This window comes from Paraburkholderia fungorum, assembly GCF_046026025.1.
GTDB lineage: Bacteria > Pseudomonadota > Gammaproteobacteria > Burkholderiales > Burkholderiaceae > Paraburkholderia > Paraburkholderia fungorum_E.
Window position 1 is genome coordinate 20,756 of record NZ_JAQQFL010000054.1, and the last position, 25,529, is coordinate 46,284.

Annotated in this window: 21 protein-coding genes and 1 riboswitch; of the genes, 9 read left to right on the plus strand and 12 right to left on the minus strand. The window is 64.5% G+C overall.

Translation table 11 applies throughout. From position 1 onward, the window contains the following. Positions 1-140: 140 nt before the first annotated feature. The 5 genes from PQR67_RS36345 to PQR67_RS36365 all read right to left on the minus strand — a co-directional run bounded on the left by PQR67_RS36345 (position 141) and on the right by PQR67_RS36365 (position 6,016). Complete coding sequence (locus tag PQR67_RS36345) at positions 141-1,784, minus strand: ABC transporter substrate-binding protein (RefSeq protein WP_408467623.1); 1,644 nt, start codon at positions 1,782-1,784, stop codon at positions 141-143. Positions 1,785-2,116: 332 nt separating this feature from the next. Beyond that, positions 2,117-2,947 (minus strand): methylenetetrahydrofolate reductase [NAD(P)H], encoded by an 831-nt coding sequence (metF, locus tag PQR67_RS36350; protein ID WP_408467624.1) that lies wholly within the window; start codon positions 2,945-2,947, stop codon positions 2,117-2,119. 11 nt (positions 2,948-2,958) lie between these two features. After that, positions 2,959-3,312 (minus strand): phage holin family protein, encoded by a 354-nt coding sequence (locus tag PQR67_RS36355; protein WP_028198543.1) that lies wholly within the window; start codon positions 3,310-3,312, stop codon positions 2,959-2,961. A 155-nt stretch (positions 3,313-3,467) separates the two neighbouring features. Further along, complete coding sequence (ahcY, locus tag PQR67_RS36360) at positions 3,468-4,889, minus strand: adenosylhomocysteinase (protein ID WP_408467625.1); 1,422 nt, start codon at positions 4,887-4,889, stop codon at positions 3,468-3,470. Positions 4,890-4,922: 33 nt separating this feature from the next. After that, positions 4,923-5,057: riboswitch (S-adenosyl-L-homocysteine riboswitch) on the minus strand. 161 nt (positions 5,058-5,218) lie between these two features. Further along, positions 5,219-6,016: a glycosyltransferase family 2 protein gene (locus PQR67_RS36365; protein WP_408467626.1), complete on the minus strand. Its 798-nt coding sequence runs from the start codon at positions 6,014-6,016 to the stop codon at positions 5,219-5,221. 314 nt (positions 6,017-6,330) lie between these two features. Between PQR67_RS36365 and PQR67_RS36370 the strand changes: the two genes are divergently transcribed. Beyond that, entirely contained in the window at positions 6,331-7,350 is a 1,020-nt protein-coding gene (locus PQR67_RS36370; RefSeq protein WP_408467627.1) for a LysR family transcriptional regulator, read from the plus strand. A gap of 106 nt (positions 7,351-7,456) precedes the next feature. Here PQR67_RS36370 and PQR67_RS36375 read toward each other — a convergent pair whose 3' ends face one another. Further along, complete coding sequence (locus PQR67_RS36375; protein ID WP_408467628.1) at positions 7,457-9,193, minus strand: OmpA family protein; 1,737 nt, start codon at positions 9,191-9,193, stop codon at positions 7,457-7,459. Positions 9,194-9,365: 172 nt separating this feature from the next. After that, positions 9,366-11,015 (minus strand): GMC family oxidoreductase, encoded by a 1,650-nt coding sequence (locus tag PQR67_RS36380; RefSeq protein WP_408467629.1) that lies wholly within the window; start codon positions 11,013-11,015, stop codon positions 9,366-9,368. A gap of 398 nt (positions 11,016-11,413) precedes the next feature. Here PQR67_RS36380 and PQR67_RS36385 point away from each other — a divergent pair, with 398 nt between their 5' ends. Then, positions 11,414-13,099: an isovaleryl-CoA dehydrogenase gene (locus PQR67_RS36385; protein WP_408467630.1), complete on the plus strand. Its 1,686-nt coding sequence runs from the start codon at positions 11,414-11,416 to the stop codon at positions 13,097-13,099. An 88-nt stretch (positions 13,100-13,187) separates the two neighbouring features. After that, on the plus strand, positions 13,188-14,606 hold the full coding sequence (locus PQR67_RS36390) for a coniferyl aldehyde dehydrogenase (protein WP_408467631.1): 1,419 nt from the start codon (positions 13,188-13,190) through the stop codon (positions 14,604-14,606). Between the two features lie 125 nt (positions 14,607-14,731). Here PQR67_RS36390 and PQR67_RS36395 read toward each other — a convergent pair whose 3' ends face one another. From PQR67_RS36395 to fliE, 5 genes are all read right to left on the minus strand, one after another. Next, positions 14,732-15,097, minus strand: a complete 366-nt coding sequence (locus PQR67_RS36395) for an EscU/YscU/HrcU family type III secretion system export apparatus switch protein (RefSeq protein ID WP_408467632.1) — start codon at positions 15,095-15,097, stop codon at positions 14,732-14,734. Beyond that, entirely contained in the window at positions 15,097-16,509 is a 1,413-nt protein-coding gene (gene fliK / locus PQR67_RS36400; protein WP_408467633.1) for a flagellar hook-length control protein FliK, read from the minus strand. Before fliK ends, PQR67_RS36395 begins: the two co-directional genes overlap by 1 nt. Positions 16,510-16,590: 81 nt before the next feature. Beyond that, positions 16,591-16,917 (minus strand): flagellar protein FliT, encoded by a 327-nt coding sequence (locus PQR67_RS36405; protein ID WP_408467634.1) that lies wholly within the window; start codon positions 16,915-16,917, stop codon positions 16,591-16,593. Beyond that, positions 16,914-17,348 (minus strand): flagellar export chaperone FliS, encoded by a 435-nt coding sequence (gene fliS, locus PQR67_RS36410; protein WP_408467635.1) that lies wholly within the window; start codon positions 17,346-17,348, stop codon positions 16,914-16,916. The genes PQR67_RS36405 and fliS overlap by 4 nt, the downstream gene beginning before the upstream one ends. Positions 17,349-17,649: 301 nt before the next feature. Then, complete coding sequence (gene fliE, locus PQR67_RS36415; protein ID WP_408467636.1) at positions 17,650-17,985, minus strand: flagellar hook-basal body complex protein FliE; 336 nt, start codon at positions 17,983-17,985, stop codon at positions 17,650-17,652. Between the two features lie 237 nt (positions 17,986-18,222). Between fliE and fliF the strand changes: the two genes are divergently transcribed. The 6 genes from fliF to PQR67_RS36445 are packed head-to-tail and all read left to right on the plus strand — an operon-like array spanning position 18,223 to position 25,422. Next, entirely contained in the window at positions 18,223-20,016 is a 1,794-nt protein-coding gene (gene fliF / locus PQR67_RS36420) for a flagellar basal-body MS-ring/collar protein FliF (protein WP_408467637.1), read from the plus strand. Further along, on the plus strand, positions 20,006-21,001 hold the full coding sequence (fliG, locus tag PQR67_RS36425) for a flagellar motor switch protein FliG (RefSeq protein WP_028198529.1): 996 nt from the start codon (positions 20,006-20,008) through the stop codon (positions 20,999-21,001). Before fliF ends, fliG begins: the two co-directional genes overlap by 11 nt. Beyond that, positions 20,988-21,671, plus strand: a complete 684-nt coding sequence (gene fliH / locus PQR67_RS36430; RefSeq protein ID WP_408467638.1) for a flagellar assembly protein FliH — start codon at positions 20,988-20,990, stop codon at positions 21,669-21,671. The genes fliG and fliH overlap by 14 nt, the downstream gene beginning before the upstream one ends. After that, positions 21,665-23,356, plus strand: a complete 1,692-nt coding sequence (gene fliI, locus PQR67_RS36435) for a flagellar protein export ATPase FliI (protein ID WP_408467639.1) — start codon at positions 21,665-21,667, stop codon at positions 23,354-23,356. The genes fliH and fliI overlap by 7 nt, the downstream gene beginning before the upstream one ends. A 2-nt stretch (positions 23,357-23,358) precedes the next feature. Then, on the plus strand, positions 23,359-23,808 hold the full coding sequence (gene fliJ / locus PQR67_RS36440; RefSeq protein ID WP_408467640.1) for a flagellar export protein FliJ: 450 nt from the start codon (positions 23,359-23,361) through the stop codon (positions 23,806-23,808). Positions 23,809-23,868: 60 nt separating this feature from the next. Beyond that, positions 23,869-25,422, plus strand: a complete 1,554-nt coding sequence (locus PQR67_RS36445; RefSeq protein WP_408467641.1) for a flagellar hook-length control protein FliK — start codon at positions 23,869-23,871, stop codon at positions 25,420-25,422. The last annotated feature ends 107 nt before the right edge of the window (positions 25,423-25,529 follow it).

Consider the following 25,529-nt stretch of genomic DNA (forward strand, 5'->3'; position numbering starts at 1 on the left):
ACCAACAAGCGGAGGAAAATACCCCCGTTGACGATCGGAAACAGTTAAGGCATAAGGGCGGCCGCACGCCGGCGCTGGCCGGAACGTGCGGCGCTGAAGGCGGGCTCGGCGAAAAGCGGCCCACGGGGCGTTGCCGGCGGCTATTTCAGGCCGACGCCCATGAATTGCGTCGGACCGAACGGGTCGATCTTGAAGCCCGTGACGTCTTTGCTGATCGGCTGGTAGACCGTGGAGTGGGCAATCGGCGTGAACGGCACCTGCTGCTTGAAGATCTCCTGCGCTTCCACATAGTCTTTGGTGCGCTCGGCGACGTCGGTGGTGCCACGAGCCTTCCTGATCAGGTCGTCGAAAGGTTTGTAGCACCATTTGGCAAAATTGCTTCCTTTCACCGCATCGCAGCCCAGCAACACACCCAGCCAGTTGTCAGGATCGCCGTAGTCCCCCGTCCAGCCGATCAGGATTGCCTCGTGTTCGCCCGCGTGGGCGCGGCGGATGTACTCACCCCATTCGTACGTGGCGATCGTGGTCTTGACGCCGATCTTCGCCCAGTCGGCCTGCAGCATTTCGGCCATCAGGCGGGCGTTCGGGTTGTACGGCCGCTGCACCGGCATGGCCCACAGGGTCAGGTCGAAGCCGTCCGGGTAGCCCGCCTCCTTCAGCAAGGCCTTGGCCTTGTCGATGTCGTAAGGTGCATCCTTCAGGTTCTTGTCATAGCCCCACTGGGTCGGCGGCATGGGATTCGTCGCGATTTGCCCCGCGCCCTGATATACCGACTCGATAATCGCTTTCTTGTTGACCGACATATCCAGCGCGCGTCGCACCAGCACGTTATCGAGCGGTTTCTTCGTCGTGTTGTACCCGAGGATGCCCAGATTGAAGCCGACCTCGCTCGGCATCGCCAGTGACGGGTCGGTCTTGATCTGTGCAATATCCGCAGGACGCGGATAGCTCATCACCTGACATTCGCCGCGCTTCAGTTTCTGGAGCCGTACCGCGGGGTCCACGGTGATCGAGAAAATGAGCTTGCCGACCTTCACAATGCCCAGTTTCCAGTAGTCAGGATTACCGTCGAAGCGGATCGTGTCGTCCTTGGTGTAACTGCGGAAAATGAACGGCCCGGTGCCGACCGGGTATTGGTTGATATCGGCGGCCTTACCGGCTTTCAGCAGTTGGTCCGTGTACTCCGCCGACAGAATCGATGCGAACGGCATCGCGATCTGCTGCAGGAACGGTGCATCGACCTCTTTCAGCGTGAAACGCACCGTGTACGGGTCCAGCTTCTCGACCTTGGCGATGTTCTTTGCCAGTCCGAGATCGGCGAAATAGGGGAACGGAACCGGATATGCCTTACGGAACGGCTGGTCGGGGTCCAGCATCCGCTGATAGGTGAAAACTACGTCGTCGGCATTGAATTCGCGGGTCGGCTTGAAGAACGAGGTGGTCTGAAACTTCACCCCGTGCCGCAGGTAGAAGGTGTATTGCAGGCCGTCCTGCGACACCTCCCATTTCTCAGCGAGGCCCGGCTCGATGTCGGTACTGCCGCGCGCGAACTCGACAAGGCGGTTATAGACCGTGTACGAGGCGGCGGTGAATTCGACGCTGGTGGTGTACTGCGCGGAATCGAAACCCGCCGGGCTGCCTTCGGAGCAGAACACGAGGGTTTTGTCGGGCAAGGTGGCCGCGTCGGCTGCGGCGGGCGCGAGGCCGGCCGCGAGAACCGCGCAGGCGCTCAGGACTGGCAAGCAGGTATGGCGAACTGCAAACAGCAATCTGGATACTGTCATCACGTTCTCCGCACGGCAGCCAAGTCAGCTGCGCCACGATCATAGACAGCGCAAAAATCGGGTTCAATGCGGGCTTACACGACAGAGGGAAATGCCTGACAATGTATTTTTGCTGCAGCGCAACAATTAACATCGGAACGGGTTCGGAGCGGAAGATTCCGTTCGAGGCAACTGAGCAAGGTAACGGCGCGAGAGAGGTGCGCCAGACAGGTGCGCGAGATAGCTTTGCGAGCTGGCCGGGCAAGACTATCCATTCGAAAAAAAACCGCGCGGCCAGATTCACCGCGCGGTTTTTTACAACAATGCTGAGGCCGCCAGCGGCCGCTCGACCCTTAAGCGCCCAGCCGTTCGCAGATGGTCTTGGTCGCCGCGGCGCCATTGAGCGTGTAGAAATGCAGGCCCGGCACTTTCGCGTCGATAAGACGCTGACACAGGTCCGTCACCACATCCAGCCCGAACGCGCGAATCGACTCGCGGTCGTCGCCGAAGCTTTCCAGACGACGTGCGATCCAGCGCGGCACTTCCGCGCCGCACATCTCCGAGAAACGCATCAGTTGCGAGTAGTTCGTGATCGGCATGATGCCCGGCACGATCGGCACGTCGACGCCGAGCTTCCTCGCGTCGTCGACGAAACGGAAGTACGCGTCCGGGTTGAAGAAATACTGCGTGATCGCCGAATTGGCGCCGGCCTTCACCTTGTGAGCGAAGTTTTCCAGATCGCGACGCGGCGAGCGCGACTGCGGGTGGTACTCCGGATAGCCGGCCACCTCGATCCAGAACCAGTCGCCAAACTCAGCGCGGATAAAGCTCACCAGTTCCGACGCATAACGCAATTCGCCGACTTCGCCCATGCCCGACGGCAGATCGCCGCGCAGAGCGACGATATGGCGGATGCCATGCGCGCGATACTCGTTGAGGATCGCGCGCAGGCTCTCTTTCGACGAGCCGATGCACGACACGTGCGGCGCCGCCTCGAGCCCTTCCTTCGCCATATCGACGACGGTATCGAGCGTGCCTTGTTGCGTCGAGCCGCCGGCGCCGAACGTGACGGACACGAATTTGGGCTTGAGCGGCGCGAGCTGCGCGCGGGTGGCGCGCAGCTTGTCGACGCCTTCCTGCGTTTTCGGCGGGAAGAATTCGAATGAAAGTTCGATCGGGTTCATGATTCAGTAGCTCAACCGATACTGCGGTTGCCGAAAATAAGCGCGGACAGCAGCCACGAAACGATGCTGTACAGAATCGAGCCGAAGAACGCCGACCAGAAACCCGACACTTCGAATCCTTTCAGCAGCGACGCGCACAGCCAGAAGCACAGCGCATTGACCACCAGGATGAAGAGGCCGAGCGTGACGATCGTGACGGGCAGCGTCAGCAGGATCAGCACCGGTCGCAGGATCGTGTTGATCAACCCGAGCACCACCGCGACGATCAGGGCGGTGCCGAAACTGCGGATATGAATCGACGGTACGAGGTAGGTGATGATCAGCAGCGCAAGCGCGTTGATCAGCCAGGTCAGCAGCACGGTCATGTAGAGCTCCTTTCAGGCAGGATGTCCGTTTGAACGGAACGAGGCGGCCATGGCGAACAAAGCGGCGCCTTGCGCGCCGCCCTGTCGTCAAACTGTCATGCTTTGAAACCGCCCGCATACTTAATGTTACCTACAAGCGGTTACCGGGCCGCGACTTAGTAGCGGTAGTGGTTCGGCTTGAACGGACCGTTCTTGTCGACGCTGATGTAGTTTGCCTGATAGTCCGACAGCACCGTCAGTTCCGCGCCGATACGACCCAGATGCAGACGCGCGACCTTTTCATCAAGGTGCTTCGGCAACACATAGACCTTGTTTTCGTACTTGTCGCCGTGAACGAACAGCTCGATCTGAGCGATCGTCTGGTTCGTAAACGATGCCGACATCACGAACGACGGGTGCCCCGTTGCGCAACCCAGATTTACCAGACGCCCTTCAGCCAGCAGGATGACGCGCTTGCCGTCCGGGAAAATGATGTGGTCGACTTGCGGCTTGATGTTTTCCCACTGGTACTTGCGCGTCGAGGCAACGTCGATTTCCGAATCGAAGTGACCGATATTGCAGACAATCGCGTTGTTGCGCATGGCAGCCATATGATCGTGGCCGATCACGTGGAAATTGCCCGTTGCCGTCACGAAGATGTCGGCCTTGTCCGCCGCGTATTCCATCGTTACGACGCGATAGCCTTCCATCGCCGCTTGCAGTGCGCAGATCGGGTCGATTTCCGTGACCCACACCGTGGCGCCCAGACCGCGCAGCGATTGCGCGCAACCCTTGCCCACGTCGCCGTAGCCGGCCACGACCGCGATCTTGCCCGCGATCATCACGTCGGTCGCGCGCTTGATCCCGTCGACCAGCGATTCACGGCAGCCATACAGGTTGTCGAACTTCGACTTGGTGACCGAGTCGTTCACGTTGATGGCCGGGAACGGCAGGCGCCCTTCCTTTTCCATCTGATACAGACGATGCACACCGGTCGTGGTTTCTTCCGTCACGCCCTTGATGTGCGCGAGACGCGTGGAGTACCACACCGGATCGGCGTCCAGATGCTTGGCGATCGACTTGTACAGCGCCACTTCTTCTTCGTTTTCCGGCTTCGAGATCACCGAACGGTCTTTCTCGGCCTTCGAGCCGAGGATCAGCAGCAACGTGGCGTCGCCGCCGTCGTCGAGGATCATGTTGGCGAATTCGCCATTCGGCCATTCGAAAATGCGGTGCGAGAAGTCCCAGTATTCGTCGAGCGATTCGCCCTTGAATGCGAACACCGGCACGCCGCCTTCAGCAATCGCGGCGGCTGCGTGATCCTGCGTCGAGAAAATGTTGCACGATGCCCAACGCACGTCCGCACCCAGTGCCGTCAAGGTTTCGATCAGCACGCCGGTTTGAATCGTCATGTGCAGCGAACCCGCGACGCGCGCGCCCTTCAACGGCTGCGTGCTCTTGTATTCCTCGCGCGTCTGCATGAGACCGGGCATTTCGGTTTCAGCGATATTCAGTTCCTTGCGGCCCCAGGCTGCAAGCGACATATCGGCGACGACGGATTTCTGCTTGGTATTTGAATCGAGAACTGCGGCGTTCATCACGCCCTCCTTTCTAAGAAATTGACTAGAAATTTGACGTGAGCGCGGTTCGATGCGGTGGTTGGGAAAGCGCTATGCGCCTCCTGACCCTCCGATTGAAGCCTCCGAGCCTGGCGGGCGGCCGGCGAATGCTGATTCGCGGTACCCGTCGCAACGCTCCTCGAAGACGAACGGCGATTGTAGCAAATCAAGATGGCTTCGGGGTGGCGCCGGCTTGGCGCTTTTTGCGACGCTTTGGTATTGGGTCTTTGGCCGCGGGTAGCGATGAAACGGTGAAACGGCACGGCGGCCCCTGGTGCGGGTTGTCGTGCCGCTGCGGCGTCCGGAATCTACGCGGGGAGACTTGGGAGCGACGAGGCGGTTGCCTCGACCGCAAGGCTTGCCGTGCGCAATTGCTCGATGCCCGCGCGCGCGGTTTCGACGAACTGCCTCGAAAACCGGAATGCATCGGCCACGTCGGCGGGATCCGGTGTCTGCAAGCCAAGTGCGATGCGGAAATAACGTTCGGCGTGAATGCCCGCGTGGTAGTGCATGCGCACGCGCTTGGCGTCGTCCAGACGCCGGTTGCCGAAAATGTCGCGCAACGCCCACGAAAACGCACCGTCTTCGCCGCCGATGCGGCGGAACGCGTCGTCCATCGGAAAGCCGCCGAGTGCGGCATACACCGCGCGGCGGATGATCAGGCTACTCGGCACGGTGTTGCTAAGCGTTGCGGCGTGCTTGTCGAAATCGGGGTGACGGACAATGTCGCCCGGAAAATCCGTGTAGTCGACGTCGAGCCGCACGGATACTTCCCTGGGATTCTGCGTGAGAAATACGGATGCGGCGGCTAACGCGCCAGGCATGTATTCGTCGTCGGCGTCGAGAAAGGCGAGCAGACCGTGAGCCGCATGCATGGCGCCCCAGTTGCGCGCCCGAGCCGGACCACCGTTGTATGGCATCTGTAGCAGACACACGCGAGGATCGAGGCGACCGTAATGTGCGACGAGCTCGGTGGAGGCATCGGTCGAGCCGTCGTCCACCACGATGATCTGCGCGGCTTCCGGCTGGATCAGGCAACTTTGGAGTGCGCGGGCGAGCGTCGCGGAGCCGTTGTAGCAGGGAATGATGATCGAGATGGGGGTCATGAGCTGAAACGGGCGCTGCTGGCCGAGCGGTAGTGAACCGCGAATGGTAGCCCGCTTCCGGCGGTGCCCATCCCGGAAAAGCAACGAGAAGCGACGTGCGCAAGTTCGCCCAACAGCGTCGCTCACACTCCCGTCACGATCGCTATCAATGCGCCCTTCGGCGCGTAACTGTTGTTGAAGGGTTGTCGAAGGCGGCCTCGACTGGCGCCGAAATGAAGCGCGTCAAGTGCGCCATCAAGTGGTATTCGCAGCATAAATATAATGACTTACAATCATCCAGATCATTCCAAATTGGAATTCTGGAGCCTGAAATCGTGGAACTACGTGCGTTGCGGTACTTCGTCGAGGTAGTTCGTCAACAGAGTTTCACCGTCGCCGCCGAGCAGATGTTCGTCACGCAGCCAACCATCAGCAAGATGGTCAAGTCGCTGGAAGACGAAATCGGCTCGCCGCTGCTGTTGCGCGACGGGCGCCAGATGGTGCTGACCGACGCCGGCCGGATCGTCTACCAGCGCGGTCAGGACGTGCTGGCGGCGCACGCGCAGTTGCAAGCCGAACTGAACGATCTCGACACGCTCGGTCGCGGCGAGCTGACCATCGGCATCCCGCCGATGGGCGGCTCGCTGTTCACACCGGCCATCGCCGCGTTCCGCCAGCGTTATCCGAAAATCGAACTGAAGCTGTTCGAGCAGGGTTCGCGCGCAATCGAAACCGCGCTGATCCATGGCGAATTGGAATTGGGGGGCGTGCTGCAACCGGTCGACCCGGACAACATCGAAGTGCTGCCCATGACACGGCAATTGCTGTGGCTCGTCGCGCGCACCGGCTCGCGCTGGGACGACCTGCACGAGGTGCCGCTCGCTGCGCTCGCCAATGAGCCGTTTGTGTTCTACGGGGAGAGCCTCGCGCTCAACGACGTCGTATTGAATGCGTGCCGTACCGCCGGCTTTACGCCGACTATCGTCGGGCGCAGTGGGCACTGGGATTTCATGGCGGCGCTGGTACTGGCAGGCGTTGGTATTGCGCTGCTGCCGGCGCCGTACTGCCGGCGACTCGACGCGGCGCAGTTCACCTGCCGGCCGGTCGTGGAACCGGAGATTCCGTGGGAAATGGCAATCGGCTGGCGCCGCAATGGCTATCTGTCGCATGCGGCGCGCGCGTGGCTGGAAGTGGCCCGTGAGACGCTGCCTGGTCAGGCCGGCGACGATTTCATGCTGGGTCCGGGTGCGGGTCCTGGTGCGGGCATGACCGGCATCACGGCGCCGGTTCAGAAGCCATCGCCGCAAACGCCACCGTCCCAAACGCAGCCGCCGCAAGCGCGGCAGGCCAAATGACAACATGCCGCCCTGCAGACACCGGGCGACATGTTTTTAGGCTCACCTCAACGGCTTACCTTGAGCAATCAACAAGCGATCATTGAACGCTCACCGATTGCTGTGGTTATTGCTGCGCGACAAACTCGATGCGGCGATTGGCAAAACGGCCGCTCGCCGTGTCGTTGCTCGCGACCGGACGCACGTCGCCGTAACCTTGCGCGACGAGCAAGTCCGCCGGCACGCCGGTCTTCACGAGATACGCGCGAACCGCTTCGGCGCGCTTCTTCGACAGTTGCAGGTTGGCTTGCGCGCCGCCGACATTGTCCGAATAGCCTGCCACTTCGAGCTTGGCCGTCTTGCCGTTGCGTGCGCAGGCGTTCAACACTTGCGCCGACTGGTTCAGGTCTTCAATTGCCGAGGACGGCACGCGGGCGCTGGCGCTCGCGAAGTTGATCACCTGCAGGTTCAGCACTTTGACGACGTCTGCCGCCGCGCACGAGCTGTCCGGCGTGAGCAGGTTCCTGATCGCACCACGGAAGTTCTCGGTTGCGTTGGCGACGGCCTGGTCGACGTTAAATGAGCCGATCTGATACGACCCGCCGAATAGCGACTTCAGCTTGTCGAGCCAGCCGAGCTTGGCATTTGCCGCGCTACCGCTCAGTTCGATGTGCGCGCCGTCCATTTTCACTTCCGCACCCGGCAATGCCATCAGCGGCAGCAGACCGTCCAGATGCGCGAGCCAGTCGGCGGTTTTGGTGTCCTGGTCGACCGTGACGTTCGCGACGAAGTGATCTGCGCCGAAGCGCTTTGTCAGGGCGTCAAGGAGCTGGGTCTTTTCGGCTTCGCTGCCGACCGTCGCCGTGAGCGTCGGCTTGCCGGCGGCGTCGACCGTGAAGCTGAGCTGGCTGTCTTTGGTCGGCACGGGCGCGGCGGCGGGTTGCTGCGCTTCGCTGGCAGCGGATGCCGAAGCCGCGACATCGCTGGCCGCGGGCGTTGCAGCCGCCGCAGGCGATGCCTCGACCGGTGCGGACGCCGGCTGCACGGTGGCAGCGGCTTGCGCGCTGCTGCGCTCGCTGCTTTGTTCACCTCGTTGCTCATTGTGGCAACCGCGCAGGAACAGGAACGCCAGCACCGCGGCGATCGCCGCGAGCAGCCACCACAGCCCCTTGCGCGAACGGCGCTCTTCGCGCACCACCGCGTCGGCCGGCACCCGGATGCTCGACAGCGCCTCGGCCACCGGCTTGGCGGCCGGCGTCGGATGGTCGATATGCGCCGAGACCGCTTTCAGTTGCGACAGAATATTGCCGGTGAACGCACCGAGTCCGCTCAGGCCCAGACCGGCCATCAGACGGTCATTCAGGTACGGCGCGATCGCCGGCAGTTGATGACCCAGCAGCGTCGGCAACTGGCCGACGTTGCCCTGACCTTCGAGGAAATGCCGCTTCAGCAGACCCAGCAGCGTGGCGCCGACGACACCCGTCATGGCATGGGTTGCATGCGCCGGCACGCCGGTTTGGGTTGCGACTTCGTCACTGAGCGTATCGACGCGGCGATCGAGCACGCGCTCGAGCAACTGACGCCCCGCGCCTTCCAGCTGACTCACACCGGCGGTGGTGCCGAGCAGTTGCGGCAACTGCTCGGCGATGTGCCCGTTCACCTCAGGCGCGAGGATTGCAGCGAACAGCGAACGCGCGCCGTCGAGCGTCGCGCCCTTCTGCATCAGGCCGGCGACGAGCGCCGGGCCGGTTGTTGCAAGCACTTTCTGGGTCGCGTCCGGTGGCAGCCCAAAGCGGGCCGCCAGCTGTCGCACGACACCATCCGTCAACGCGGACTGGATCAGCTGAATCACATTGATACTCATCGCTTCGCTTCCTTGAGTTCCCGAACGCGCCACCTGACGCGCTCTTTTTCGCGGCGCGATTATAGGTTTGGGGAAATCTCATAAACGAAGTGACACAATTTATGACGAATTAACCGACGTTCGCCTAAATATTCTTATATTTGCAAGCCAGATTAGGATGATTGATGCGCAATCAAGCCGTCACGCCGGCGACTCCCGTCGACGCCACCGGAAGCGCCGTTTGCCCTTCGCGCCGGCTCGCCGCGATCAATTCTGCCGCGCGCTCGCCGATCATCACCGTCGGTGAATTCGTGTTGCCGCCGATCAGTGTCGGCATCACGGATGCATCGGCGATCCGCAGCCCCGTCACGCCGCGCACCCGTAGTTGCGGATCGACCACCGATTGCGCATCGCCGCCCATCCGGCAGGTTGCCACCGGGTGATAGATCGTGTCGGCGTGCTCGGCGATGGTCTGACGCAATGACTGCTCGGTCTGGCCGGAGTGCGTGTACAACTCCTTGCCGCCGTGCAACGCCAGCGAAGGCGCATCGAGAATGCGCCGCGCCATCTGCGCGCCTTCCACCAACAGGTCGAGATCGCGTGAATCGCTGAAGAATCGCGGATCGATCTCGGGCGCGGTGCGCGCGTCGGCGCTCGCCAGCGTCACCGTGCCGCGGCTATGCGGCCGCAACACGCACACGTGCAGCGAATAGCCGTGGCCCCAATGCATATGGCGGTTGTGGTCGTCGACAATCGCCGCGCAGAAGTGCAGTTGCAGATCCGGGCGCTCCAGCGTCGGCCGGCTCTTCAGAAAGCCGCCCGCTTCGGCGACGTTGCTCGACAGCATGCCCGTGCCGTGCCGCATGAAGGTCACAAACTGCGGCAGCATCCGCGCGATACCGCGAATCGAAAAGCCGGTCGGCTCGATCGACGACACCCGCTTATTGATCGTGAAATCGACGTGATCGATCAGGTTCTGGCCGACCTCGGGCGCATCGTGCAGCACGGCAATGCCAAGCGACTGCAGATGCGCTGCCGGTCCGATCCCCGAGCACATCAGCAGTTGCGGCGAATTGAACGCCCCTGCCGCCAGCACCACCTCGGCGCGCGCTTCCAGCGTTTCGGTGCGCCCGCCGCGCACGATCTCGATGCCGCTCGCGCGCTTGCCGTCGAAGGTGACGCGCAACACCGTCGCATCGGCGATGGTATGGAGATTGGGGCGCTCGCGATCGTAAATATAGGCGCGCGCAACGCTGCAGCGCCGCCCGTCGCGCTGCGTCACCTGATAGAAGCCGACGCCCTCCTGGTCCGCCCCGTTGAAGTCGCTATTCGGCTTGTAACCGGCTTCGATCGCGGCCTGCACGAAGCGCTTCGAAAACGGATTGCGATAGCGCAGATCGGACACCGTCAGCGGACCGTCAGCGCCGTGCCACGCATCGGCGCCGCGCTCGTTGCCCTCGGCGCGGCGGAAGTACGGCAGCACATCGGCCCACGACCAGCCTTCGCAACCGAGTTGCGCCCATTCGTCGTAATCGAGTGGATGGCCGCGCGTATAGATCATCGCGTTGATCGCGCTCGATCCGCCGAAGCCCCGCCCGCGCGGCTGATAGCCCTGGCGGCCGGCGAGGCCCGGTTGAGGCGTTGTCAGATAACCGTAGTTGGTCTTGAGCTTGTGCGGCACGATGGCCGCCACGCCCACCGGCATGTTCACGAACAGATTACGGTCCGTATGCGGGCCCGCTTCGATCAGGGCAATCGTGGCGTCCGGGCAGCTATCCGCCAGACGGCTCGCGAGCGAGCAGCCGCCCGAACCCGCACCGACGATGATGTAGTCGTATTGCATCCGCGCCTCCTTTTTGGGCCGCGTTGCTCGCAGGCCCTGTCTCTATCGGTCGGAGTTAGCGTGTCGACCCGAGCGGCGCTTTGGCGCGTACTCTGGTCCCATAGCGATTACTCCGATCCCTTGCAAGTGATTGCAGCACACTTGTGTACGTGTGTTTCATCGGCATTGTAGGGAGCGTTCCGGCGCGACGGCGGGTTGATGTCAGAGCGATCCCTCTAAACGAAAGACGGCCCGCGACCCTATGATGAAAGACGCGCATGCGCCCGCCCGGCCGCTGCGCACGGCATTCAAACACGGCGCCCCGCGCGCCGTCCTCTGAGCGTGCGGCACGACACGCCGCGATAAAACAGCACACCGTCGAAGCGCGACCGCGCGCATCCGGTGAACGGAGACAGCAGATGGAACGGCACAGCTTCGGCCACACCCATGACGTGACAAATCAGGTGCCTCCGCTCGCGGACTACAACCTGTTTTCCAGCGACGTGGCATTGTCCGCCGCCCTCGATCGCGACGGGGCCGCGTGGCATCGCGAGGCGTTGCAGCGGCACGGCGCGGCACTCGCCACGCCCGAGACACTCGCGCTTGCCGAACTGGCGAACCGTCACACGCCCGAACTTTTCACGCACGATCCGCGCGGTGAACGTATCGACGCGCTGGAGTTTCATCCTTCATGGCATACGCTGCTGTCGCTGTTACGCCGCGAAGGCCTCCACGCGTTGCCGTTTTCAGACCCTCAACGCGGTGCGATGGTGGCGCGTTGCGCCGGCTACTTCCTGCACGCGCAACTCGAATCCGGTTCCCTCTGCCCGCTGACGATGACCTTCGCGAGCATTCCGGTATTGCAACGCGAACCGGCGTTGTTCGAGACGCTGCGCGACAAGCTCTACACCCGCGAGCACGATCCCCGCGACGTGCCGCTCACGCAAAAAAACTCCGCGATGATCGGCATGGGGATGACCGAGAAACAAGGCGGCTCGGATGTGCGCAGTAACCAGACCCGTGCGTATGCCACCCGCGGCAGCGGCCGTGGCGCCGAATACCGCCTGGTCGGCCACAAGTGGTTTTTCTCCGCGCCGCAATGCGACGCGCATCTGGTACTCGCCCGCAGCGACGCTCACGAAGGCCTCTCATGCTTCTTCGTGCCGCGCTTCGCGCCGGACGGCAGCAAGAACGCCGTGCAGATCCAGCGTCTGAAAGACAAGCTCGGTAACCGTTCGAATGCCAGCAGCGAGGTCGAATTCTTCGACGCGTTCGGCATCATGATCGGCGACGAAGGCCGCGGCGTGCCGACCATCATCGAAATGGCGAACTACACGCGGCTCGATTGCGTGATCGGCAGCGCGGCGTTGATGCGCGCGGCGCTGGTGCAGGCGATCCACCATGCGCGGCATCGCAGCGCCTTCGGCCGCCATCTCGCCGATCAGCCGCTGATGCGCAATGTGCTCGCCGATCTGGCGCTGGAATCGGAAGCCGCGACGGTGCTGTTCATGCGGCTCGCGCGTGCGTTCGAGGCGTCGGCGGATGCAGCGTCGGCCGCGCCCGCCGAACGCGCATGGCGCCGGATCGTCACACCGGCCGCGAAGTACTGGGTCTGCAAGCGCGCGCTGGAATTCACCGGCGAAGCGATGGAAGTGTGGGGCGGCAACGGTTACGTCGAAACCGCTCCGATGGCACGGTTCTATCGTGAAGCGCCCGTGAATTCGATCTGGGAAGGCTCCGGCAATGTGATGTGCCTCGACGTGCTGCGCGCCATGGAGCGCGAACCCGACGCGGCGCAGGCCCTGTTCGCAGCATGGCAGGCAGATGCACACGGACACCCGGCTTTGAGCGCCGCACTTGGCAAGCTCGCCGCCACGCTCAACGGCCCCGCCGAACATCGCGAAGCCGCCGCCCGACGGATCGCGCAGCAGATCGTGTTGATCGCGCAGGCCAGCTTGCTGCTGAGGTACGCACCGCCGGAAGTCGCCGAGGCCTTCATCGCGACACGGCTCGGCGACGGCTGCGGCGAGAGCGGCCGTGTGTACGGCACGCTGCCGGTCACGTTCGACCACGCGGCAATCGTCGAAAGGGCATTTCCCGCCTGAAGCAAAGCGGGCGGATCGAAAACACACCAGCAACACACCAATAAGCGCGACTCAACGCGCACCGTCATCCATCAGGGAGTGGACATCCATGAAGAACGATTTGCCAGAGGTCGTCGCGCTCGAAGCGCTGCTGCGCGATCAACGCCACGCGTATTTGCAGGCACCGTACCCGTCGTGGGAAATCCGTGCCGGGCATCTGAAAGCGCTACGCAAAGTGATGCTCGACAATCGCGACGCACTCGCCGACGCAATGAGCGCCGACTTCGGCAATCGCGCGAAACAGGAAGTGCTGCTCGCCGAGTTCCTGCTGGTGAAAGAGGAGATCGATGCCGCGCTCAGACACGGCAAACGCTGGATGAGAACGCAGCGCCGCAGCACCAGCAAATGGCTGATGCCGGCGCGCGCGAAAGTCGTACCGCAGCCGCTCGGCGTGATCGGCATCATCGTGCCGTGGAACTATCCGGTGCTGCTCGCCGCCGGTCCGCTGATCAGCGCGCTGACGGCTGGCAACCGCGCCATTATCAAGATGTCCGAATTGACGCCGCGCACCTCGGCGCTGTTCGAGCAGCTGATCGGCCAGACCTTCGCCCGCGAACACGTTGCTGTGGTGAATGGCGACGCCGCCTTCGCCGCCGCGTTCAGCTCGCAACCGTTCGACCATCTGCTGTTCACCGGCTCGACCAAAATCGGTCACGAAGTGATGCGCGCCGCCGCCGACCATCTGACGCCCGTCACGCTGGAGCTCGGCGGCAAGTCGCCGGCCATCATCGGCCAGCACGCGCGCTTCGACAACGCGGTGGATAACCTCATCGCCGGCAAGACGCTCAACGCGGGTCAGACCTGCGTCGCGCCGGACTACGTGCTGGTGCCGCGCGGCAAGGAGCAGGCGTTCATCGAACGGGCGCGCGCGCGCATGGCGAAGGTGTACCCCGACTTTGCGCACAACCTCGATTACACGTCGATCATCTCCGAGCGGCACTTTGCGCGCCTGCAACGTCTTGCCGATGAAGCACAAGCCGCCGGCGCGCAACTGCACCGGCTCACCGACAGCACGCCGGACGAGGCAAGCCGCCGCTTTCCGCTGATCGCCGTCACGAATGCGCCGGATGAAAGCGCGCTGATGCAGGAGGAAATCTTCGGCCCGCTGCTGCCGATCGTCTCCTATGACACGCTCGACGACGCGATCGCGTGGGTCAATGCACGTCCGCGGCCGCTGGCGTTGTATCTCTACGCCGACGACACCGCGACCATCGAGCGCGTTACGCGCGACACCATTGCGGGCGGCATGGCGATCAACGAAACACTGATGCATCTGGCGTGCGAAAGCCTGCCGTTCGGCGGCGTCGGCGCGAGCGGCATGGGGGCCTATCACGGCTACGAAGGTTTCGTGAACTTCTCGAAGATGAAGCCGGTGCTGACGCAGGCGCGCCTGAACGCGCGCGGATGGATCTCGCCGCCGTACGGCAAACGGGTGAACGCGCTCTTGAAACTGATGCTGCGGTTTTGACGGGGCCGGCCATCCGGGCGCCGGGTTTCCGGGGGCCGGCCATTCGGGGGGCCGGCCATCGGGGGCCGGATAACCAGCGCCAGCCATCCTGCGCACGGCACAACGAAGCATCGCGCGCGATCGCCTCAGCGCCTGGACGCCCCGCCAGAACCATCCGCTATATCCGTCGCCACCACGTCTGTGACGTCATGCGCGGCGGCCGTCCCACTTTCGGGCTCCTTCTCGGCACCGCTTTCCAGCCGATGCAGCCACGCGAGCAACTCCGCCACCGCCTGATAAAGCTGCGGCGGAATCCGCGTATCGAGATCGACCTGCATCAGCAACGAGACCATCTCCGGCGCCTCGTGCACATACAGGCCGGCTTCCTTGGCGCGCTGCACGATCATTTCGGCCAGCATGCCGTAGCCTTTGGCGACCACGCGCGGCGCGGGATCTTTGCCTTGCGCGTCGTAGACGAGCGCAGCCGCGCTGCGGCGATGTCTGCGGCTCATCACATGTCCCAATCGAAATCGTCGAGCGGCGCGCCGGCCGGCCGGCCAACACCCGCCGTGCGGCGCCCCGCCGGCGTCTTGTCAGCCGCCGAGCGCGCATAGGCGGACGCCGCCGCCTGCCCTGCGGCCGCGGCACCCGCCGCGCCGGCCGTGGTAGCCGGTATGCCGCCGCCGATCTCGCGAATCGTCAATCCATGCAATTCGATCCCGGCCGCCGCGAGCCGTTGACGAAAGTCCTCACCCTGCATCGACAATCGCGCCGCGCCGACCGGGCTCGCCTGCACGCGTGCGATCAGCCGCGAGCCGGTCAGCGTCAGATCCGCGTCGACGGTGCCGAGCGTCGGCAGCGAGAGCGTCAGCCGCGTGCGCCACGGCTGATCGTCCTCACTCGCCATGCCGCCGCCGCTGCGATCCCATTCGTCGCCTTCCTGCTCGACGGTCCAATCGAGCTTGGCGCCCGGCCATGCTTCGCCGGTCCAGCGAAACTGCCCGGTGGCGAGCAGATCGAGTTGCTGACGCACCAACGGCACCGTCGCGGGATGAACCGCGGCCGCCATCGATTGTGAGTTTTGCGGCGACCCGCTGTCGTCCGCTTGCACGGCCGCGCCACGTAAGCTGGCGTGTGCCGGCTGGCCGTTCAGATCGGACAGGGAACTCGCCAGCACCTCGCCCGCTACGAAGCGCGCGGCCTGCGCGGTCTGGATCGACGGCATCCGGGCGGCCGCGTTGCCGTCCTGCGCGCCGTTGGCCGGACCGTTGGCCGCAGCGCCCATGCCCTGCCGGGACGACGCATTGGAGGAAGCCGCCTGATCGGCGTCGCTCGCCCAGTTGAGCGGCAATTGGGCGGCGGCGGCCACCAGCTTGTTTTGCGCCTCGCCGGCCAGGGCGGCGGGCGTGCTCTGGCCGGCCAGCCATTGCGCGAGATGGGATTCGTAAAACAGGCCGCTTTGGCCCACCGTCTGTTCGAGCGCGGCGGCGAGCGCCGCGACCGGCACCTGGGCCGCCGCCACATTGGCGGTGGCGGCAGTTCCGGCTGCAGCGGCAGTACCGGCGGGATTCGGATTCGCAGTGGAAGCCGCGGACGTGGCGGCCGTATCGAAAAGCGGCAGGCCGCCGGCCTCGATGTCGAGCGCCGGCGCGGCCGGCCAGATCGGCGCCTGGCCGAGCACGGCCGGCGTCGCCTCGCCGCCTGAGTTCACAATTGCATTGAGCGCCAGCGCGACGGCGGACAGCGCGGTTTGCGCGGAAGCCGCAGGAGGCGCGGGAGGCGCAACAGGCGTGGTATTGAGAACCTCAGTATCGACGCCCGCCGCGCCAGTCTGCGAAGCCGTCGCACTGCCCGGCGCGAGATTGAGCAGACTGTCGACCCGGTTCGCGAGCAACGAACTGACGACCGCGTCGATTCCGTTCATACCGATTCCTTGGTCGCATTGGCAGCGACACGCACAAATAGTGTCAGGCGGACTCAGGCAGCGTGGTGCCCGCGGACAGCCTCAGCGCGCCCCGTACAGTTCCTTGAGCACGCGAGTCGGCCGTCCGGCGAACAGCGCCGACAGATTGGCCATACGCGGATTCGCCAGATCGCGGATCGCAGCGTCGTCGGCAAGGATCTGACGGATCAGCGCGTACTTGCGCAGGCGCTCCGCATCGTCCAGCCTGACGCCGGTTTCCGCGTCTTTCAACGCGTCCACCAGATTCCGATATTCCTCCTGCAAGTGGGCCAGATCGCTCCACAAGGCGCGCCGGGCAATCATCAGCATGCGGCGGGAAATCGCTGCAATCGCCTCGTAGCGGGCGAAATATTCTGCGTTCGGTGTCATCTCATGCTTTCCGCGGCCGGCTGAGCTGCCATCCGCGCGATCTCCGGGGCGATCCCGATCCATGCCTCTTCGAGTGTCGCCAGCAGGCCATCGACCTCGACCAGCATCGCCTCGCTCTGATTTATATTGGCTTCGAGCAACCGGCGCGACATATAGGCATATAGCGCGTCCAACCGCTCTGCAATCTCGCCGCCCACCTCAAGGTTCAGCGATAACTGCAGCCCGCTTTCGACGATCTGAATCGCCTTGCCGATCGCCTCGCCGCGAGCCGGCACATTACCCTGCTGCACATGCATGCGCGCTTGCGCGATCGCCTGCCGGGCGCCCTGATACAACATCACGATCAGACGATGCGGACTCGCGCCCATCACCCCTGTCTCGACGCCGACGCGCGCGTACGCGTTGGCTCCAGAGTGTCCTGGGGAAAACATCGGCGCTCCTCCTTTATTGCACTGCGGTTGGTCGTGGCTCCCCATCCGGGCACGCTGCCGCGCCCAGGATTTCTGCCTATACCTGGTTATCGGATAGGCAGCGGGAAAGCTTTAGGCCGATGTAAGGAGGATTAAGGGGCCGATCGCGGCGATTGCGCGCCGAGCGCGGCAAGGCCGTCCGCCATGAAGCGCCGCGAGGGCGTCTGGCGGATCGTCCTGCCGTGCGAGCGCACAGCGTTGCATCCGGGCGCGTGCGTGCATCCATTCGGGCGGACGGAACAGCGCTGCCGCCGAATCGCACTCACACCGACATCTGCATGATGTCGTTGTAGGCCGTGACCAGTTTGTTGCGCACCTGCAGCCCGAACTGGAAGCCGACGTTGGCCTTCTGCATATCGACCATCACGTCGTTCAGCGAGACGTTGGACGCGCCGAGTTCGAACGCCTGCGATTCGCCGACCGCCTTGGTCTGATCGCCGCTGATCTTGTCCAGCGACGCCTTCAGCGCCGAGGCGAACCCACCGGCCGTAGCCGCGCCGGACTGGTCGACCACCGGGCTGCTGCTGCCGGTCGCTTGCGCCGCCATCGACTGCATCTGCTGCAGCGCCGACGTAAGCGGGTTTACGGGCAAAGTCATGTTCTCTCCAGGGAATGACGACCGGCATGCCGGAAACCGCACCGATCTGGACGAAAGCATAGCAGTGGGTCCTCAGGGAAAGCCCCGAAACTAGGGGGGAAACCCCGCTCTATTCAAGCAATCGGGTTGAGCCGCGCTGCGGATAATTTCAATGGTGAAAGTCTCTGTCCGCACGCCCGCCGACCCTCGGTGCGCTCAAGCGGCAGAACGCAAAGGCATCCCGGAGATACCCGACGCATGGATTCGTCAGCCAACTCTTTGATCAACCCCGACGCCCGCATGGGCCTCGCTGGCGCGCAGCCGGGCGCCGGTGCTGCCGGCGCCGGCCAGGCCGGCGGCGCAGCGGATCTCGGCGGCCTGGGGGGCAACCTGGGCGGCAATTTCGGCCAGCGTCTGTCGGGTCTCGCGCAAATGCGCGGCAACCCGCGCGCACCGCTGATTTTCGCGGTTGCGCTGCTGGTCGCCATCGTCGCGGGTCTGTTCCTGTGGTCGCGCGCGCCGGACTACAAGGTGCTCTACAGCAACCTGTCGGACCGCGACGGCGGCGCCATCATCACCGCGCTGCAGGCGGCCAACATCCCCTACAAGTTTTCCGACGCCGGTGGCGCGATCCTCGTGCCGTCCGATCAGGTGCATGAAATGCGTCTGCGGCTGGCTTCGCAAGGTCTGCCCAAGAGCGGCTCGGTCGGCTTCGAACTGATGGACAACCAGAAGTTCGGCATCAGCCAGTTTGCCGAACAGATCAACTACCAGCGCTCGCTGGAAGGTGAGCTGGAGCGCACCATCGAGTCGATTTCGTCGGTGAAGTCGGCGCGCGTGCATCTGGCCATTCCGAAGCCTTCGGTGTTCGTGCGCGACAAGGAAGCGCCGTCGGCCTCCGTGCTGGTCAACCTTTATCCGGGCCGCGCGCTCGACGAAGGCCAGGTGCTGGCGATCACCCATATGGTGTCGTCGGCGGTGCCGGACATGCCGGTGAAGGGCGTGACCATCCTCGATCAGGACGGCAACCTGCTGACACAGCCGTCCACCGGCAGCGGTCTGGACGCCTCGCAACTGAAGTACCGCCAGCAGATCGAGCGCAACACCCAGCAACGCATCGACGCGATCCTGTCGCCCCTGTTCGGCTCCGGCAACGCGCACTCGCAGGTCAGCGCCGATATCGACTTCTCGCGCAGCGAGCAGACCTCGGAAAACTACGGCCCGAACGGCACCCCGCAGCAGGCGGCGATCCGCAGCATGCAATCGAGCACCGCCACCGAAATGTCACAAGCCGGCGCCTCGGGCGTGCCGGGGGCGCTGTCGAACCAGCCGCCGCAGCCCGCTTCCGCGCCGATCACGGCGGGTAATGGCACACCGGGCGTCACCACGACGCCGGTCAGCGATCGCAAGGATTCGACCACCAACTACGAACTCAACAAGACCGTGCAGCATCTGGAGCAGCCGATGGGCGGCATCAAGCGTCTGTCGGTGGCGGTGGTGGTCAACTATCTGCGGGTGGTCGACGCCAAGGGCCACGCAACGATGCAACCGGTCACCGCCGACAAGCTCGCGCAGGTCAATCAACTGGTGAAGGACGCGATGGGCTTCGACCAGGCGCGCGGCGACTCGGTCAACGTGGTCAACAGCCCGTTCACCGCCGACATCGATCCGGATGCCGACCTGCCGTGGTGGCGCACGCCGGACATGATGGCGCTCGCCAAGCAGCTCGCGACCTACCTCGGCATCGGCGCAGTCGCCCTGTTCCTCTACTTCGTGATGGTGAAGCCGGCCCTGCGCCGCGCCTTCCCGCCGCCGGAGCCGGCCGTCGCCGCGGCACTGCCGTCGCCGGACGAACCGATCCTGCTGGACGGCATTCCGGCCGCCGAGCGCGTTACCGCCATCACGGAAATGGAAGGCGACAGCGAGCTGCTGGCATTCGAAAACGAGAAACACAAATACGAACGGAATCTGGAATTCGCGCGCAACATTGCCCGCCAGGATCCGAAGATCGTTGCAACCGTCGTGAAAAATTGGGTGTCCGATGAGCGCTGAAGGCGTAATGAAGAGCGCGCTCCTGCTGATGTCGATCGGTGAGGAAGAAGCCGCGCAGGTGTTCAAATTCCTCGGACCGCGTGAGGTCCAGAAGATCGGCGTGGCGATGGCCGCGTTGAAGAACATCACGCGCGAGCAGATCGACGAAGTCCTGCAGGAATTCGTGCGCGAGGCCGAGAAGCACACTGCGCTGTCGCTCGATTCGAGTGACTACATCCGTTCGGTGCTGACCAAGGCGCTCGGCGACGACAAGGCCGGCGCGATCATCGACCGGATTCTGCAGGGCAGCGATACCAGCGGGATCGAAGGCCTCAAGTGGATGGACTCCGCGGCGGTGGCCGAGCTCATCAAGAACGAACATCCGCAGATCATCGCGACCATCCTGGTTCACCTGGACCGCGATCAGGCCTCGGAAATCGTCGCCTGCTTCACTGAGCGTCTGCGCAACGACGTGCTGCTGCGGATCGCCACGCTCGACGGTATTCAGCCCGCCGCGCTGCGCGAACTCGACGACGTGCTCACCGGTCTTCTGTCCGGCAGCGACAACCTGAAGCGCAGCCCGATGGGCGGTATCCGCACGGCGGCCGAAATTCTCAACTTCATGTCGAGCAACCATGAAGAAGGCGTCATCGAGAATGTTCGCCAGTACGACGCGGAACTCGCGCAGAAGATCATCGATCAGATGTTCGTATTCGAGAACCTGCTCGATCTCGAGGATCGCGCGATCCAGTTGCTGCTGAAGGAAGTCGAGTCCGAGGCGTTGATCATCTCGCTGAAGGGCGCGCCGCCCGCGTTGCGCCAGAAGTTCCTGTCGAACATGTCGCAGCGTGCTGCCGAACTGCTCGCCGAAGACCTCGATTCGCGCGGCCCGGTGCGCGTCTCCGAAGTCGAGACGCAGCAGCGCCGCATCCTGCAAATCGTGCGTAATCTGGCGGAAAGCGGCCAGATCGCGCTAGGCGGCAAGGCGGAAGATGCCTATGTCTGATCAGAACTCCGCGGCGAAGGAAAGCCTCTCGGCCTACCAGCGCTGGGAGATGGCTTCGTTCGACCCGGTGCCGCCACCGCCGCCCGAACCCGAAGTCGACGACGGCGCGTTCGAAGCCGAACTCGAACGTGTGCGCGACGCCGCGCATGCGCAGGGCATCGCGACGGGGCACGTGGCCGGGCAGGCGCTCGGCTATCAGGCGGGTTACGAGCAGGGCCATGCTCAAGGTTTCGAGCAGGGTCAAAGCGAAGCGCGCGAAGAAGCGGCGCGTCTGGCGGCGCTGGCCGAGACCTTCAAGGCGGCGCTCGACGGTGCGCAAGGCGCGATCTCGGAAACGCTGGTCGCGTTGGCGCTGGACATCGCCCAACAGGTTGTGCGCCAGCATGTTCAGCACGATCCGACCGCGCTGATTGCCGCCGCCCGCGAGGTGCTGGCCACCGAACCGGCGCTGGTCGGTGCGCCGGCGTTGATCGTCAGCCCCGCCGACCTGCCGGTCGTCGAGGCCTATCTGATGGAAGAATTGCAAACGCGCGGCTGGACCGTGCGGACCGATCCGGCGGTCGAGCGCGGCGGCTGCCGCGCGCAGGCCGGCACCGGTGAGGTCGACGCCGGCATCGACACGCGCTGGGAGCGCGTCGCCGCCGCACTCGGCAAGGTGAGCACATGGTGAAGCCCACGCTCGAAGATATCCGCGCCAGCGATCTGACGCCGCTCGAGCGCGAGCTGGCGCTGGCGTCGTTCGGCGCCGAGGCGCTGGCGGATACGCCGCCTGCGCTTACGCCCGCGGCAGCCGCGGTCGCGGCTATCGACGCGGCGCTGCGGGAGCCCGGCCACGGTCAAGCTCGCGCCGTGTTGCCGGCGAAGGGCGCGGCGGCGAGCCGCGAATCCGCTGCCGCAGATGCCGCCTCACATGCCCCTTCTTCGAGTCCCGCTTCCCTCCCGCCCCTCGCCGCCCCGTACGACCCCGCGCTCGACAGCAACCCGCACATGCAAGCCTGGCGTGGCCGGCTCGGCGCGCTGCGCGAGCGCAACGCGATCGCCAAACCGATGCGGGCCTGCGGACGCTTGACCCGCGCCGCCGGCCTCGTGCTCGAAGCGGTCGGCTTGCGCCTGTCGGTGGGCGCCGAAGTGATGATCGAACTGCCGCGCGGCAGTTCTCTGGCGATGGCCGAAGCCGAAGTCGTCGGCTTCTCCGGCGACAAACTGTTTCTGATGCCGACCACCGAGGTGATCGGCCTGCTGCCCGGCGCGCGCGTGTACCCACTCGAAAGCGCGCCGATCGCCGATCCGATGGCGGGCGCAAAGCGCCTGCCGGTCGGCTGGGAACTGCTCGGGCGTGTGCTGGACGCGTCCGGCCGCCCGCTCGACGGGCTCGGCCCGCTCGGCGCGCAGGCCGATGCGCCCTTGTCCTCGCCGGTCATCAACCCGCTAAACCGTGAGCCGATTCACAAGGTGCTCGACGTCGGCGTACGCGCGATCAACGCGCTCCTGACTGTGGGCCGCGGCCAGCGCATGGGCCTGTTCGCCGGGTCGGGCGTCGGTAAATCGGTGCTGCTCGGCACGATGGCGCGCTACACCAGCGCCGAGGTAATCGTGATCGGCCTGATCGGCGAACGCGGCCGCGAAGTGAAGGAATTCATCGAGCAGATTCTCGGTGAGGAGGGTCTGGCGCGCTCGGTCGTGATCGCCGCGCCGGCCGACGTCTCGCCGCTCCTGCGGATGCAGGCCGCGTCGTACTCGACCTCGCTCGCCGAATATTTCCGCGATCAGGGCAAGCACGTGCTGCTGCTGATGGATTCGCTGACCCGCTACGCGATGGCTCAGCGCGAGATCGCGCTGGCCGTGGGCGAGCCGCCCGCCACCAAGGGCTATCCGCCTTCGGTGTTCGCCAAACTGCCGGCACTGGTCGAACGGACCGGCAACGGTCCGGCGGGCGGCGGTTCGATTACCGCGTTCTACACCGTGCTGACCGAAGGCGACGACCAGCAGGACCCGATCGCCGACTCCGCGCGCGCGATTCTCGACGGCCACATCGTGCTGTCGCGCTCGCTCGCCGAGGCCGGCCACTATCCGGCGATCGACATCGAAGCGTCGATTAGCCGGGCAATGACCGCGCTGATCGACGATAACCATCTCGAGAAAACGCGTATGTTCAAGCAGATGCTGTCGCGCTATCAGCGCAACCGCGATCTGATCAACGTCGGCGCCTATTCGAGCGGGCGCGACGCGCTGCTCGACCGCGCGATTGCGTTGTATCCGAGGATGGAAGCGTTTTTGCAGCAAGGTTTCCGCGAATGTGCGAACTTTGAACCGAGTCTCGAGATGCTTGACGCGCTGTTTGCCCAAGGAGGCTGACGATGGCGAAACACTTTCCGATCAAGACACTTATCGGCCTGGCGCAGGACGATGTGGATGCCGCCGCGCAACGTCTGGGCCGCGCGCAGCGCGAGCGCAACGACGTGCAGTCGCAGCTCGATTCGCTGGTGCAGTATCGGGACGAATATCACGCGCGTTTCACGGCGACCGCTCAGACTGGCATGCCGGCCGGCAACATGCGCAATTTCCAGGCGTTCATCGACACGCTCGACGCCGCCATCGAGCAGCAGCGCAACCTGCTGGTGACGGCCAATGCGCGCGTCGAGGCGGCCAAGCCCGACTGGCAGCGCCAGAAGCAGAAGCTCGGCTCGTATGAAGTGCTGCAGGCACGCGGCGCTGCCACCGAAGCGAAAACCGCGGCGCGGCGCGATCAGCGCGATGCCGACGAACACGCCGCCCGCATTCTGAGGATGCGTGCCGAGGGCGTTTGACGCGCCCGGGCGCCGCCTCGATGACCGAACACCCCGTTTGATGGATTGACAGGATTCCCTATGTCGCTTCTTTCACAGATCGGCTCGCTGCTCGGCTCCGCCGCCAGCACGTCGACCACTGCGGCCATGGCCGCTGCGGCGAACGCCACACCGTTCTCGCAAACCCTTCAGCAGAGCATCGACCTGCAGAACAACGCGGCCGCGCAGAGTGCGAGCAAGCCGCCGGCTCCGCCGCCCTCCTCGTCTTCGTCTCCGGCTGCTTCCTCGTCGTCTTCGGCCTCTTCGTCGAGCGTGCATGACGCGCCGCCGCCGCCCGATCCGTCGACGAAGAACCAGAATGCTTCGAGCAGCAACACGAACAACAGCAGCTCGGCGAATGGTTCTTCATCGAGTTCGTCGTCGGCTTCGTCGTCCGGTTCGTCAACCAGCTCGCAGCAGACTTCGAGCGGCACGGGGAACGCCACGCCGTCGAAGTCCGCCAACACCACCACGCAGACCGACGCGGGTGCAGCAGCCGCGGCAGCGGCAGCGGCGGCCGCCGCCGCCGCCGCGCAGGCTCAAGCCCAAGCTCAGGTCAACGCAAATAACGCCACCGATCCGGCAAGCGCCGACCCCGCCACGGCACTGACTGACGCCGCCACCACGCAGGCCGGCACGGACACTACGACGGACGGCGCCAAGGGCAAAAAGACGGCTTCCAGCGATTCGAAGTCGGTGCAGGATGCCTTGCAAGCAGCGCTGGCCGCGCTGGCGAGCGGCCAGGCCGTGGTTCCGGCACAGGCACTGGCAAGCGGCGCCGCGACGAACGCGACGGCGGCAGGCGGGTTGGGGGCTGGTGCGGGCAACGGGCTGAACGGATCGGCGGATGGCAAGACGCTTGCGGCCGGTTTGTTCGGCAACGGCAAGGGATCGAGCGCCGACAAGACTACCTTGACGGCGGCGCCCACGACGGCGGCCGATCCATCGGCGGCCTCGAAGGCCGCGGCTGATGCGCTGAGCGCGACGGCGGCCGGTGGTGCGCAGGCTGACGATCTGGCGTCCTTCAGGAGTGCCGCCGATGCCGCGACGGCGGCGCTGGCCGCCGGCCAGGTCGCGGCGAGCGCCGCGAGCACGACGACGGCAGTGCAAACAGCGGGTAACGCGGGTGCTGCGGCGGTGGCGAATGCGTTGTCGCCGCAGGTGGGCACGACGGACTGGGAAGATGCGTTGAGTCAGAAGGTGGTGTTTTTATCGAATGCGCATTCGCAGAGCGCCGAGCTGACTTTGAATCCGAAGGATCTGGGGCCATTGCAGGTGGTGTTGCAGGTTGCCGATAACCATGCCCATGCGTTGTTTGTTTCGCAGCATCAGCAGGTGCGGGAGGCTGTCGAGGCCGCATTGCCGAAGCTTCGCGAGGCGATGGAGGCGAATGGGATTGGGTTGGGGAGCGCTAGTGTTAGCGATGGGTTTGCCCGGCAGGGCGGGCAGCAGCAGAGTGCGGGGTCGGGCCGTTCCGGTGGGAGTGGCAGCGGGGCTGCGGGGGGTTTTGCTGGCGGTTCTGGTTCGGGGTCTGATTCTGTTGTGGCGGATGTTGCCGTGCGGCGGAGTGTGGGGTTGGTGGATACGTTTGCTTGAGGCTGGTTTTTTTGTCTTTCGTTGTTCTGGTTTTTTTGGCCTTTCCTTGTTTTGTTAGTGGTCTGCTTTGGCTGTGTGCTTACGGTGTTGGCCTTTCCTTGTTTTCT

What these genes read in the sequence shown, in the direction of transcription:
- fliF (WP_408467637.1), top strand. Translation starts at nt 18,223, where the DNA reads ATGGATTCGTCAGCCAACTCTTTGATCAACCCCGACGCCCGCATGGGC.
- fliI (WP_408467639.1), top strand. Translation starts at nt 21,665, where the DNA reads ATGGTGAAGCCCACGCTCGAAGATATCCGCGCCAGCGATCTGACGCCG.
- PQR67_RS36395 (WP_408467632.1), bottom strand. Translation starts at nt 15,097, where the DNA reads ATGAGCCGCAGACATCGCCGCAGCGCGGCTGCGCTCGTCTACGACGCG.
- fliG (WP_028198529.1), top strand. Translation starts at nt 20,006, where the DNA reads ATGAGCGCTGAAGGCGTAATGAAGAGCGCGCTCCTGCTGATGTCGATC.
- PQR67_RS36445 (WP_408467641.1), top strand. Translation starts at nt 23,869, where the DNA reads ATGTCGCTTCTTTCACAGATCGGCTCGCTGCTCGGCTCCGCCGCCAGC.
- metF (WP_408467624.1), bottom strand. Translation starts at nt 2,947, where the DNA reads ATGAACCCGATCGAACTTTCATTCGAATTCTTCCCGCCGAAAACGCAG.
- ahcY (WP_408467625.1), bottom strand. Translation starts at nt 4,889, where the DNA reads ATGAACGCCGCAGTTCTCGATTCAAATACCAAGCAGAAATCCGTCGTC.
- PQR67_RS36355 (WP_028198543.1), bottom strand. Translation starts at nt 3,312, where the DNA reads ATGACCGTGCTGCTGACCTGGCTGATCAACGCGCTTGCGCTGCTGATC.
- fliH (WP_408467638.1), top strand. Translation starts at nt 20,988, where the DNA reads ATGCCTATGTCTGATCAGAACTCCGCGGCGAAGGAAAGCCTCTCGGCC.
- PQR67_RS36405 (WP_408467634.1), bottom strand. Translation starts at nt 16,917, where the DNA reads ATGACACCGAACGCAGAATATTTCGCCCGCTACGAGGCGATTGCAGCG.
- PQR67_RS36385 (WP_408467630.1), top strand. Translation starts at nt 11,414, where the DNA reads ATGGAACGGCACAGCTTCGGCCACACCCATGACGTGACAAATCAGGTG.
- fliK (WP_408467633.1), bottom strand. Translation starts at nt 16,509, where the DNA reads ATGAACGGAATCGACGCGGTCGTCAGTTCGTTGCTCGCGAACCGGGTC.
- PQR67_RS36365 (WP_408467626.1), bottom strand. Translation starts at nt 6,016, where the DNA reads ATGACCCCCATCTCGATCATCATTCCCTGCTACAACGGCTCCGCGACG.
- PQR67_RS36390 (WP_408467631.1), top strand. Translation starts at nt 13,188, where the DNA reads ATGAAGAACGATTTGCCAGAGGTCGTCGCGCTCGAAGCGCTGCTGCGC.
- PQR67_RS36345 (WP_408467623.1), bottom strand. Translation starts at nt 1,784, where the DNA reads ATGACAGTATCCAGATTGCTGTTTGCAGTTCGCCATACCTGCTTGCCA.
- fliS (WP_408467635.1), bottom strand. Translation starts at nt 17,348, where the DNA reads ATGTTTTCCCCAGGACACTCTGGAGCCAACGCGTACGCGCGCGTCGGC.
- fliJ (WP_408467640.1), top strand. Translation starts at nt 23,359, where the DNA reads ATGGCGAAACACTTTCCGATCAAGACACTTATCGGCCTGGCGCAGGAC.
- PQR67_RS36375 (WP_408467628.1), bottom strand. Translation starts at nt 9,193, where the DNA reads ATGAGTATCAATGTGATTCAGCTGATCCAGTCCGCGTTGACGGATGGT.
- fliE (WP_408467636.1), bottom strand. Translation starts at nt 17,985, where the DNA reads ATGACTTTGCCCGTAAACCCGCTTACGTCGGCGCTGCAGCAGATGCAG.
- PQR67_RS36380 (WP_408467629.1), bottom strand. Translation starts at nt 11,015, where the DNA reads ATGCAATACGACTACATCATCGTCGGTGCGGGTTCGGGCGGCTGCTCG.